The 12,503-nt window shown below is 45.6% G+C and carries 11 protein-coding genes; 7 read left to right on the top strand and 4 right to left on the bottom strand.

All coding sequences use genetic code 11. The features are described from left to right. Positions 1 to 39: 39 nt before the first annotated feature. On the bottom strand, positions 40 to 954 hold the full coding sequence (locus ACTQ53_RS04930) for a GH25 family lysozyme (RefSeq protein WP_294967640.1): 915 nt from the start codon (positions 952 to 954) through the stop codon (positions 40 to 42). Positions 955 to 1,100: 146 nt separating this feature from the next. Then, positions 1,101 to 2,750: a diphosphate--fructose-6-phosphate 1-phosphotransferase gene (locus ACTQ53_RS04925; protein WP_294967642.1), complete on the bottom strand. Its 1,650-nt coding sequence runs from the start codon at positions 2,748 to 2,750 to the stop codon at positions 1,101 to 1,103. A gap of 195 nt (positions 2,751 to 2,945) precedes the next feature. Here ACTQ53_RS04925 and ACTQ53_RS04920 point away from each other — a divergent pair, with 195 nt between their 5' ends. The 5 genes from ACTQ53_RS04920 (at position 2,946) to ACTQ53_RS04900 (ending at position 9,372) form a co-directional block, all read left to right on the top strand. Beyond that, a complete protein-coding gene (locus tag ACTQ53_RS04920; protein ID WP_441932271.1) occupies positions 2,946 to 3,218 on the top strand; it encodes a hypothetical protein in 273 nt (90 codons plus the stop codon). 104 nt (positions 3,219 to 3,322) lie between these two features. Continuing rightward, complete coding sequence (locus tag ACTQ53_RS04915; protein ID WP_441932270.1) at positions 3,323 to 3,880, top strand: 1-acyl-sn-glycerol-3-phosphate acyltransferase; 558 nt, start codon at positions 3,323 to 3,325, stop codon at positions 3,878 to 3,880. A 22-nt stretch (positions 3,881 to 3,902) separates the two neighbouring features. Beyond that, complete coding sequence (locus ACTQ53_RS04910) at positions 3,903 to 6,593, top strand: golvesin C-terminal-like domain-containing protein (protein ID WP_441932269.1); 2,691 nt, start codon at positions 3,903 to 3,905, stop codon at positions 6,591 to 6,593. Positions 6,594 to 6,710: 117 nt separating this feature from the next. Further along, positions 6,711 to 7,052, top strand: coding sequence for a hypothetical protein (locus ACTQ53_RS04905; RefSeq protein WP_217761008.1), 342 nt, complete (start codon positions 6,711 to 6,713; stop codon positions 7,050 to 7,052). A gap of 10 nt (positions 7,053 to 7,062) precedes the next feature. Next, a complete protein-coding gene (locus ACTQ53_RS04900; protein ID WP_441932268.1) occupies positions 7,063 to 9,372 on the top strand; it encodes a YgiQ family radical SAM protein in 2,310 nt (769 codons plus the stop codon). Between the two features lie 159 nt (positions 9,373 to 9,531). Here the strand turns inward: ACTQ53_RS04900 and ACTQ53_RS04895 are convergent, their stop codons facing one another. Beyond that, a complete protein-coding gene (locus ACTQ53_RS04895) occupies positions 9,532 to 9,882 on the bottom strand; it encodes a PDDEXK nuclease domain-containing protein (protein WP_299400569.1) in 351 nt (116 codons plus the stop codon). Continuing rightward, entirely contained in the window at positions 9,849 to 10,076 is a 228-nt protein-coding gene (locus tag ACTQ53_RS04890; protein WP_441932267.1) for a DUF1016 N-terminal domain-containing protein, read from the bottom strand. The genes ACTQ53_RS04895 and ACTQ53_RS04890 overlap by 34 nt, the downstream gene beginning before the upstream one ends. 472 nt (positions 10,077 to 10,548) lie before the next feature. Between ACTQ53_RS04890 and ACTQ53_RS04885 the strand changes: the two genes are divergently transcribed. Beyond that, a complete protein-coding gene (locus ACTQ53_RS04885; RefSeq protein WP_441932266.1) occupies positions 10,549 to 11,421 on the top strand; it encodes an Rpn family recombination-promoting nuclease/putative transposase in 873 nt (290 codons plus the stop codon). Between the two features lie 19 nt (positions 11,422 to 11,440). Then, positions 11,441 to 12,292 carry an Rpn family recombination-promoting nuclease/putative transposase gene (locus ACTQ53_RS04880; protein WP_441932265.1) on the top strand — a complete coding sequence of 284 codons (852 nt, stop codon included), beginning with the start codon at positions 11,441 to 11,443 and terminating at the stop codon, positions 12,290 to 12,292. Positions 12,293 to 12,503 lie beyond the last annotated feature (211 nt).

Raw genomic sequence — 12,503 nt, 5'->3', positions numbered from 1 at the left:
TTTTCATTGTACATGATGAATTACACCTTACACATTCCGTCACTCGTTAAATATTTTCTCATTGTTATTACTTCCTATGCACAATTGCTTCAAGTCGTAATAACTTCCATTGTAGATATCAAAATCTACATATCCCTTGATGCCAGGCAACTTACCAGCATCCGTATGCTGCCAGAACTTCCATTTGCCCTTGTATTGCACCTTGTCCACATAATAATGGGCTATCCAATAAGGATAATCATCAAAAACCGGCGCACTTAGGTATTGCTCCTTAAACTTATAATAAGTATAGATGATAGGCTTCACATGATACCTGTCTTCTACGATATGCAACCACGTAAGTACATCACGCTGAAAATCCTCCACGCTCTTATCATCCGGTTTGTGCTCGATGTCAAGCACCGGCGGCAAATCTCCATCGGTAAGATGCACTTGCTGCAGGAAATAATAAGCCTGTTCACGAGCCGTAGATTTATTGCTCCAGAAATGATATACACCACGGATAAAACCAAAATCGCGAGCCTGATTGAAATTAGAACGGAAATTCTCATCCAACCTGCTGGAGCCCTCAGTGCTCTTAATGATGACAAAACGCACAGGGCATCCCTTAATCATTGCATTCTTAAGCTGCTCCCAATCTATATCTCCCTGATAATGAGAGATATCTATGCCATGAATTTCATATCCTTCAGGATATACCTCATCACCATAAAGCGCACGCCATCTAAAACCGGTAGGACCTACGAAGAAATGGTAAAACAAAAAAACATACAGTACAACAACTGCTATTCCGCCAATCCACCAAGCCCAACGGGGATAACGGCTCCAAAGCCCCGACGAACGTCTGGACCTACGTCTACGGGCAGGTCGCTTCGCCGTGGTTCTGACCGGGGAAGAAGAAGTTTTCTTCGCTCCACCACATTTGTTGTTGTTGCTAGTTTGTTTGTTTACCATGATAATGAATTATATATAAAAAAGAGGGAGGAGGTGCATGCATGGCTATACAGCCTACGGCAAGACATCCCCTCCCTAAAGGTCGGCTAGAAGAATCTAGCACCTATATAAGAATGTTTATTCCTGAATCATCAGAAACATATTTCTTACTTAGCCTGCTCCAACTGGAGAGTCTTTGTGGTCTGGTCGCAAACCTCAGATGGACCCCAGTACTGGATAGGACCTGGATATACAAAAGCTGTCTCCTTAGCCCACTGCTCACGCTTAGAAGCGAAGAACTTGAATGGAGCACCGTCGAGCTCTACGAGAGCCTTGCGGATTACTGGCTTGTTGGCACCGTTACGACGCTCGATGTTCATCATCATTGTGATAGGCACACCACCAGCAATCCACTCAGCAGCAGGAGCTGTTGTGTTCTTGATGATTGACATGTAACCAGTCTTGCCGTTAGCGATGAGGCGAGATGCGTTGAAACCGAGTGAGTAGCAGTAGTCTGCATCGTAGTTAGAAGGAGCTGCGCAACGTCCCTCGTAACCGAAGAAGTGGTGCTGAGCTGAGAACTTACCTACGAACTTACCCTCCTTCTTCCAAGCAGCCAACTTCTCAGCTACCATACGAGAGAGCAACTTCTCTGTCTCGATGAGAGAAACCTGTACGTTTCCGTGAGGGTCACGGTCGAGGCAGAGCTGGCGAGCTACGTCAGCTGGCAAAGACTCCAATACAGCGAGGTTGTCCTTAGCGATGGCACCCTTAACGAATGCAATCTGCTCCTCAGCACTTGCAAACTCACGGCTCTCGCCTGTTGCAGGGTCTGTAAGAACCTCGTTCAATTCTGCGATAAGCTTCTTGATAGCTGGGATGAACTCGATCAAGCCCTCTGGGATGAGAACAGTACCGAAGTTGTTGCCCTCAGCAGCACGGTTAGCTACTGCAGTTGCAATATAAGTAACAACATCATCGAGTGACATTTCCTTAGCCTCTACCTCCTCAGAAATCAAACAGATGTTTGGCTGAGTCTGGAGTGCGCACTCAAGAGCGATGTGAGAAGCTGAACGACCCATCAACTTGATGAAGTGCCAGTACTTACGTGCAGAGTTACAGTCGCGCTCGATGTTACCGATGAGCTCAGAATATGTCTTACATGCTGTATCGAAACCGAAAGAAGTCTCAATCTGCTCGTTCTTCAAGTCACCGTCGATAGTCTTAGGACAACCGATTACCTGAACGCCATACTTCTTGGCAGCATAGTACTCAGCGAGAACGCAAGCATTGGTGTTAGAATCGTCACCACCGATGATAACGAGCGCCTTGATACCGAGTTCACGGAGAATCTCGATACCCTTCTCAAACTGGTCTTCCTTCTCCAACTTGGTACGGCCAGAACCGATGATATCGAAACCACCAGTGTTGCGGTACTCGTCCATGAGCTCAGAAGTAATCTCCATATACTTGTGATCAACGAGACCACCAGGACCGAGGATGAAGCCATAGAGCTTGTTAGCTGGGTTGAGAGACTTCACGCCGTCGAAAAGACCAGAGATAACGTTGTGACCGCCAGGAGCCTGACCGCCAGAAAGGATAACACCTACGTTGAAAGCAGGGAGTTCCTGAGCCTCGCCAGCCTCGAAAGTAATAACAGGCATACCGTATGTGTTAGGGAAGAGAGCCTTGATTTCTTCCTGGTTACCTACTGACTGAGTTGCTGCACCCTCAACTGCCTTAACAGGACCCTGAAGCGCCTTTGGCAACTTTGGCTGATAAGCAGCTCTTGCAATCTGCAATGCACTTTTTTCCATAATTCTTTTATTAATATTTAATTAGTTGAAACTTCAAAAACACTGCAAATTTAAGGTTTTTCTGCGAGATACGGAAAGAAAAATGCTAAAAATGCGTTAATAAGAAGATTTTTTCTGAAAAAATATTGGATTTACAAAGAAAATGATTATCTTTGACCAATATTTCGAATCATTTATTAACTAAAAGATTATAATATGGCTAACAAAAGAGATTTAAAACGCACTATTAACTACATCACCAGCGAGCTTTTCGCTGAGACTGTAGCTGCCTCCTTGTATAACAGCAAACCGAGTCAGGAAGACGTAGATGGAATTCTGTCTTCAGTGGTGATGATTAACAACGATTTCATCAGCCGAGTTTCTCACCCGGAACCTGGCATCAAGGCTGGCGTCTATTACCAGAACTTGATTAAGGATTTCAACAAGCAGGTAAGCGAAGTGGTGAATCAAATCGCTAATTTGGGATAGCGACACGTCAGAAAGAGAAAAGAATTAAAAGAAATAAGGGAATAAGAGGAGTTTCTTTCCAAGACTCCTCTTTTCACCTATTTTTATATATAACATAAAAAATAATGATAAGAAACATCTGTCAGTGGGTATTGTACAAGCGTTTGGGATGGAAAAAGGATGTAGCCTTCGAACTTCCTGAAAAGTATATCATCTGCTTAGCTCCTCATACCAGCAACTGGGATTTGATTCTCGGTCAGCTGTTCGAACACGCAGAGGGTATGAAGTGCAATTTCCTCATGAAGAAAGAATGGTTTTTCTGGCCTCTAGGTCCCATCTTCCGCAGAATGGGAGGCATTCCGGTTTGGCGCAGCAAGCACACCAGCATGACCGACAACCTTGCAGAAGAAGCCAAGAAGCGCGAAAGCTTTGGACTTTGCATTACTCCAGAGGGCACCCGCTCACTGAATCCAGACTGGAAAAAGGGCTTTTACTTCATTGCCCTCAAGGCTGGTCTGCCTATCTATCTCTACGGGGTTGACTTCCAGCGTCGCCTTATCCAGTGCAACAAAGTCGTCATTCCTTCTGGAGATGTAGATAAAGACATGCGCGAGATAAAACTCTACTTCAAGGACTTTAAAGGCAAGAAGCCTGAGAAGTTCACCGTTGGCGAAGTAGACTAAAAAAAGAGGGTTAAAAAGAAAAGTGAAACATCAACATATAACATATTGTTTAGTAAGCAGTTTGCTGTTGGCTACCGGAATTATATTCCAAGCTAACGGCAAATCGTCTTTTGCTACCTACGATGAAGGCAACAGCCTGGCTTGGGAAGGTATAGATTACGATGACGACCCATGGGTATTCAATGCCTCCCGTCCTTATTTCCCAACAGCAGGTCTGTCAAACCGGCATATCTCTTTATGGGCTTCCCACGGCCGCTATTATTGCAATGATCTCCGCCGTTGGAAATGGCAACGCCCCAACCTCTTTTGTACAACGGAAGACCTCTTCACCCAAACCATTGTGGTGCCTTATCTCATCCCAATGTTGCAAAATGCAGGTGCCGTGGTATTTACGCCCCGCGAAAGAGACTGGCAAAAGAACGAAATCATTGTAGACAACGATGATGCAGAAAAATCAGTATGCTACAAGGAATTGGCTACCGGCAGGAAATGGACCAATTGCGACTCTGTAGGCTTTGCCAACAAGCAGAACGTATACAGCGATGGCGAGAATCCTTTCCGCATGGGTACGGCAAGAAAAGCCAAAGCTACCAAGCGGAAGAAATTCAGCCAGGTCATCTATCAGCCCCGTTTCCCTGAAGAAGGAAAATATGCGGTTTATGTCAGTTACCAGACGGTACCCAAGAGCGTGAGCGATGCAAGATACATCGTCTATCATAAGGGAGAAAAAACAGAATTCACCGTCAACCAGAAGATGGGTGGTGGAACCTGGGTATACCTCGGCACCTTCGATTTCGACCGTGGATGCAATGAATTCAACCGGGTGGTATGTACCAACCAGTCTTCCAAGAGAGGCATTGTAACCACAGATGCCGTACGCTTTGGTGGCGGTATGGGCAATATAGAACGCGAAGGCAATCTGAGCGAACTGCCCCGCTGCCTGGAAGGAGCGAGATATTACGCTCAGTGGGCCGGAGCACCCTACAAGGTTTACAGTGGAAGAGAAGGCAAGAACGACTATGCAGATGACATCAACACCCGCTCTCTGATGACCAACTGGCTGGGTGGCGGCAGTGTATACATGCCTGCTTTGGAAGGAAAAAATGTTCCTATCGAACTCTCGCTGGCACTACATAGCGATGCTGGATATAACAGGGACGGTAAGTCAACCTGGGGCGCACTCTCTATCTGCACCACCGATTTCAACGATGATATGCTGAACAGCGGTGTATCCAGAATGGCTTCCAAGGATTTTGCCAGAGCACTACGTGATAATCTGGTAACAGATATCAGCGCTATCTATGGCGAGTTTGGCAAGCGCTATCTATGGGACCGCAACTATTCGGAGACTCGCCTGCCCGAGGTTCCTTCAGCCATCCTTGAGATGCTCTCTCATCAGAGTTTCCCGGACATGCGTATCGCACAGGACCCAATGGGAAAATTTGCCATAGCCCGGTCTATCTACAAGACCATCTTGAGATATATAAACAGCAATCATGACAAGCCATACGTGGTTCAGCCACTGGCTCCCAAGAACTTCAGCGTAGAACTGGATGATAATTTTGCAAATCTTTCCTGGACTCCACAGCTCGATTCCATCGAACCATCTGCACGCCCTACCCGATATATCGTATATAAGGCTGAAGGCAAGGGAGGTTTTGACAACGGAACCGTTGTAAGACGTCCCAACTGTCAAATCAAGATGGAACCAGGCAAACTATATAGTTTCAAGGTGGCTGCCCTTAACGCTGGTGGCGAGAGCTTCCCAACCGAAACGCTCTCGGCACTCTACAATCCAACAGCTACGAAGTCGGTATTGGTTGTCAACAACTTCCATCGTCTCGCTTCACCACAAGTAGAAGACAATGATTCTATCCAAGGTTTCGACTTCGACAAAGACCCAGGTGTCAGCTATGGACTCACAGCCGGATGGAGCGGAAAGCAGACCAGCTTCGATATTAACAGGATGGGACAGGAAACCACCAACGGACTAGGTTATTGCGGCAATGAGATGATAGGAAAGTTTGTGGCAGGCAATGATTTCAACTATGTAGTAAGCCATGCACGGAGCATCGCTTTGGCAAACAAATACAACATTGCCAGCTGTTCCAGCGAAGCAGTCGCCAATGGCAAGGTTAGGATGGAAAACTATCAGGCAGTAGACCTTATCAACGGTCTGGAGCGAAATGATGGTTATACCCGTGAATATTACAAGACTTTCACCCCTGCCCTGCAGAAACGCATCACCTATTATGCACTCAGTGGAGGCAAGATGCTCATCAGCGGTTCGTATAACGGAAGCGACATGCAGACTGAAGAGGAGCAAACCTTCATGAATGACATTCTCAAGGTGAATTATGAGCCTACGGGCACCAGATTCATCGTACAGGACATCAACCCGGAAGATTCCACCATCACGGAACGAGATAGTATCGTGTATACTACGGATAGTGTGGCAGGCATGGGGATGGAGTTCAACTATTACAGTCAGTTGAACGATCGCCACTACGCCACCACCCATCCTGAGATATTAAATCCTGCAGTGCAGAAAGCCTTCACAGCGATGCAATATACTTCAGGTGCCAGTGCAGCCGTAGCATACAAGAGTTCCAGCTATCGAACCTTCGTCATGGGATTTCCATTGGAATGTATCATCGATGAGAAAACCCGCAACGGCATCATGCTGGGAATCCTCAAGTTCCTGACAGAATAATCAAATTCTTAACGGAATAGGAGAATAAAAGAATAAACATAATAATAACAATTTGAGCAAACTTTGCAAATCATAAAGTTCAAAGTTCAAGGTTCAATGTTCAAAGTAAAAAAGAATATGTATAAAATTCAAGCAAACCAGTCTGGCACACGCTCTATCGAAGTGAGCGACCAGCATTTAGAGACTATTGACAAGTATCAGTTGCTCCGCAACCTCGTAGATAGCAATGGTATCATCGACGAGGAAGTACTCGACAAGTTGAAGTTCAATGTTCGTTCTCTCCTGGAGAGCAGCGACATCAAGGACAAGGCGTTGCTCGACCTCTGCCTCGACGTAATCTACCATCAGAACATGAAGGCTCTCGGTCTCCACAATCTCGTATTGCTCTACGTAGACTGGAAGGACAAGAAGGCAGCAGAAGAAGCTGCAGGAGCAGAACCTGATGCAGTAAATGATTAAATAATTTTGAATGGATTATAAGTTAACAGACTTCCTGCCAACCACCAAGAAGGAGTGCGAACTCAGAGGATGGGATGAACTGGACGTCATCCTCTTTTCGGGAGATGCCTACGTAGACCACCCATCCTTCGGGGCTGCTATCCTCGGAAGAATCCTGGAGGCAAACGGCTATCGTGTAGCCATCGTTCCACAGCCCGACTGGCATGGCGACTTCCGTGACTTCAAGAAGCTCGGTCGTCCTCGCCTCTTCTTCGGTGTATCTCCGGGAGCTATGGACTCGATGGTGAATCGCTACACGGCAAACCGCCGAATGCGCAGCGAAGATGCTTTCAGCCCCGACTCCCGTCACGACATGCGCCCCGACTATCCGTCTATCGTCTATACCCAGATACTGAAGAAACTCTATCCCGATGTACCTGTGGCACTGGGCGGTATTGAGGCTTCGTTGCGCCGCATCAGCCACTACGACTACTGGAAGGATGAGCTGCGCAAGTGTATCCTCTGCGATTCGGGTGCCGACCTCATTCTCTACGGCATGGGCGAACGCTCTATCGTGGAACTTGCCAACGCCTTCGCCGAAGGCAAGACCATGGACCAGATTCACGAGATGCCGCAGGTGGCTTTCTACTGCAAGGAGAAGGACATTCCGGGCGGATTCAAGGACGATGACATCATCCTGCACAGTCATGAGGAGTGCCTTCACAACAAGAAGGGACAGGCAGAGAACGTGCGCCATCTGGAGGAAGAAGCCAACAAGATGCATGCTCAGCGCATGATTCAGGAGACCGACGGCAAGTATGTGGTGGTGAATCCACCGTTCCCGCTGATGACCACCGAGGAACTGGATGCCGCCTTCGACCTGCCTTATACCCGTCTGCCTCATCCTAAGTACAAAGGCAAGACCATTCCGGCATACGAGATGATCAAGTTCTCCGTAAACCTGCATCGCGGCTGCTTCGGCGGTTGCTCGTTCTGTACCATTTCAGCGCATCAGGGCAAGTTCGTGGTTTGCCGAAGCAAGGAGAGTATCCTGAAAGAGGTAAAGAAAATTATCGAAATGCCAGATTTCAAGGGATATCTGAGCGACCTGGGCGGTCCTTCTGCCAATATGTATGGCATGCACGGCAAGAACCAGAAAGCTTGCGAGGTATGCAAGCGACCATCATGTGTGAACCCACAGATTTGTCCGAACCTGAATACCGACCACAGCAAGCTGCTGGAGATTTACCATGCCGTAGATGCCCTGCCAGGCATCAAGAAGAGCTTCATTGGTAGTGGTGTGCGCTACGACCTGCTCCTGCACAAGAGCAAGGACGAGAAGGTAAACCAGGCAGCAAGGGAATATACCCGCGAACTGATTACCAAGCACGTGAGCGGCCGATTGAAGGTAGCACCGGAACATACCAGTCCAGAGGTTCTGAAGTTCATGCGCAAACCATCGTTCGACTTGTTCTACGAGTTCAAGCGCATCTTCGACAAGATCAACAAGGAAGAAGGACTCAACCAGCAGATCATTCCATACTTCATCAGTTCGCATCCGGGCTGTCATGAGGAGGATATGGCGGAACTGGCGGTCATCACCAAGGGTCTCGACTTCCATCTGGAGCAGGTGCAGGACTTCACTCCTACCCCAATGACAATATCTACGGAAACCTGGTACACGGGATATGATCCATATACATTGGAACCAGTATTCAGTGCCAAGACGCAGAAGGAAAAGCTTGCCCAGCGCATGTTCTTCTTCTGGTATAAGCCAGAGGAGCGCCGTGCCATCGAAAGTGAACTTCGCCGCATCGGCAGAGCCGACCTCATCGACAAGCTCTACGACAAGAAGAGTTTTGACCGCGGATACAAGGGAAAGAAAACCAATTACGATGACAAGGCAATTGGTTCTACCTATGATAATCCGGGGGTTGGCAGAGGAGCTAAAGGCAAGCGTGGAGCCGGCAGAAATGTTCCAGAAGCAAACGCTGGCAGAGGTCGTGGAAGAAATACTTCAGACCGCTTTGCGCCAAAGGGTTACGGCAACGTGGGTTGCTATGACGAAGAGAAATACCTTAACAATGGAAAATCTCTCAAGTCAGGCAAACCCACGAATGCAAACATCCGCGATGCGGTAGCAGCAGCAAGAGCCGAACTCCGTAATCAGAAAGACCCAAATGCCGGTTTCTTCAAGGATAAGAAGAAAAAGAGTTTCAATCCTAATTTCGATAACGACAACCACAATCGCAAGAACCGTTATAACAGCGGTGACAAAAACGAGCGTGGAGGCAGTCGTGGAAATCAGGGAAGAAACGAAGGCAGAGGAAGAAGAAGATAAAAATTAAGCCTGGATAGGATGATTTCTTTCTATCAACCCTATTCAGGCTTAAATTATCTTGCTGCACTCATCAAATAACTCCTTAAATTTTGTAGATTCTTTAATTCTTTACAAACTTAGTGGCAAATTTGTGAGACGCTGTCTCACAAATTAAAAATATTATTCGATGTTGTTTTCCTCAAACTCTGCAATCCATTCCCTAACCTTAGCTTGCAACAAAGCTTTATCTGGCAAGTATAATTGATATGCCGAAGCATAGACATGAGAGTCTTTTGGCAAAGTCAATTCTACAAGTGCATCATTCTTGCTCTCACAAAGTAATATGCCAATGGTTGGCTTTTCAAAATCCTGTTTTACAAAGCGGTCGTAATAGTTGACATACATCTGCATCTGTCCTAGGTCTTGATGAGAAAGCTTATCTGTCTTCAAATCAATAAGAACATAGCACTGTAGCAATCTATTATAGAAAACCAAATCTACATAATAGTTCTTTTTGAATTTGCTAACCACTGGTTAGCATTTTTGACATCAAAAGGATAACCACTATTTAGCCTTTTGGCATATACTATATAGAACTGCCTAATATTGCGGAGATTAGGATATGACCAACCCACCCCAAACCGCACAGTCAAACTCTTGGATAATTCTTGCAAGACCCGCTTCCCATATTCTGCACGAACATTCCCACTTTGTTCATACTCCATATTTACCAATATAATACTTGGTATAGACCTCAGTAGTATTGACTGAAGTCTTCACATAAGATCTTGCCTGTTCTATAAGACCAGATACCTTACTAAATAAGTCCTCTATGCTATCGGAGGTCTTTATGATTCCATTTGCCATAACCCTATTATTGCTTAAGACATCATTAATCTTGTTTAGTTTCATAAATTCGCCGAATTTTATTGCAAATATACATTAAATGTTGCAATAACCGTTATAAATTAAACTATTTTATACAAATTTTCCAATAAAGCTATTGCAGCTTCAGATATGAAGATGACTTCAGGGCAAACCGAGGATTCCTTGACAATTTCTTCAATAAAAGCAAAAAACAGAGGGCCTCTTGTCCACAGAAACAATTTAAACTATATCTTCTTAAAAAACAGCCTAAAAGTTTGGATGTTACAAATATTAAGTTTATCTTTGCATATAATATAAATTGAATATCGTATGAAACAGGTAGAAGAACGATACATCAGCTTGCTGACCGATTTCGGCTTCAAGCGCATTTTTGGAACGGCAATGAACAAAGATTTGCTCATCTGCTTTCTCAACAGCTTGTTTAATGGCAGACAGGTTGTGAAGGACGTGTCGTATCTGAACCCGGAGCACGTCGGTGATGTTTATACCGACCGCAAAGCAATCTCCGACGTGTATTGCGAAGGAGAAAGCGGCGAGAAGTTCATCGTAGAAATGCAGAATGCCTACCAGACGTATTTCAAGGACCGCTCTCTCTTCTACTCCACTTTCCCGATTCGCGAGCAGGCATCAAAGGGGAGTGAATGGGATTTCAAGCTCAATCATGTCTATACTGTTGCGCTGCTCAACTTCTACATGAATGAGGATGCCTTCGACAAGGAGAAGATTCACCATCATGTACAGTTGTGCGATACCGCTACCCACAAGATTTTCTACGATAAGCTGGAGTTTATCTATGTAGAGATTGCCAAGTTCAACAAGAGTTTGGATGAACTGGAGACATTGTATGATAAATGGCTATATGCACTGAAGAACCTCTATAAGCTTACCCAACGCCCTAAGGAGCTGTGCGACAAGGTTTTCTACCGTCTCTTTGAGGAAGCCGAGATTGCTAAGTTCACACCTCAGGAACTGAGGGAGTATGAAGCAAGTAAGATGGCATACCGGGATATCAAGAACTCTATTGATACGGCGAAGCAAGAAGGTCTTGCGGAGGGTATGGAAAAAGGCATGAACCAGAAAGCCCTAGATATTGCCAGAAATATGCTGGCAGATGGTGTTGACATCAATCTGATCATGAAGTATTCTGGACTAACCCAGGAACAAATCGAGAAATTGAAATAAAATATAAAATGAATATCGTATGAAACAGGTAGAAGAACGATACATCAACTTGCTGACCGATTTTGGCTTCAAGCGAATTTTTGGAACGGCAATGAACAAGGATTTGCTCATCTGCTTCCTCAACAGCTTGTTTAATGGCAGACTGGTTGTGAAGGACGTGTCGTATCTGAACCCGGAGCACGTCGGTGAAGTTTATACCGACCGCAAAGCAATCTTCGACGTGTATTGCGAAGGAGAAAACGGCGAGAAGTTCATCGTAGAAATGCAGAATGCCTACCAGACGTATTTCAAGGACCGCTCCCTCTTCTACTCCACTTTCCCTATCCGCGAGCAGGCACCAAAGGGGAGTGAATGGGATTTCAAGCTCAATCATGTCTATACTGTTGCGCTGCTCAACTTCTACATGAATGAGGATGCCTTCGACAAGGAGAAAATCCGCCATCATGTACAGTTGTGCGATACCGCTACCCACAAGATTTTCTACGATAAGCTGGAGTTTATCTATGTAGAGATTGCCAAGTTCAACAAGAGTTTGGATGAACTGGAAACATTGTATGATAAATGGCTATATGCACTGAAGAACCTCTATAAGCTTACCCAACGCCCAAAGGAGCTGTGCGACAAGGTTTTCGACCGTCTCTTTGAGGAAGCCGAGATTGCCAAATTCACACCTCAGGAACTGAGGGAGTATGAAGCAAGTAAGATGGCATACCGGGATATCAAGAACTCTATTGATACGGCGAAAAGGGAAGGTAGAATAGAAGCTAATATTGAAACAGCTCAACGTTTGCTGGCTATGGGGCTTCCAACAGAACAGGTTGCTAAAGCGACCCAGCTACCTTTGGACATGGTTCAAAATCTGAGCAACTAATAAAAGTGAAAACTAACGTTTTTCTTTTATACTGGATATCATACAAATAACCCCAACCGACTTTTTCAAGCGGGTTGGGGAATTTTTATTTCAATATAAAATATGACGACTGCTACCCTTTCATCTTTACAAACATCAAAGGTCCAATCCTTGTTAAGGAGGAAGATATGGATGCTTATATCAGAAGCCATGAAGATGACTTCATCGGTCA

Origin of the sequence: Prevotella sp. Sow4_E9_plate (assembly GCF_052116205.1) — a bacterium.
Classification (GTDB): domain Bacteria; phylum Bacteroidota; class Bacteroidia; order Bacteroidales; family Bacteroidaceae; genus Prevotella.
Note: the sequence above shows the minus strand (reverse complement) of the source record. Positions and strands in the feature narration are given on the sequence as shown.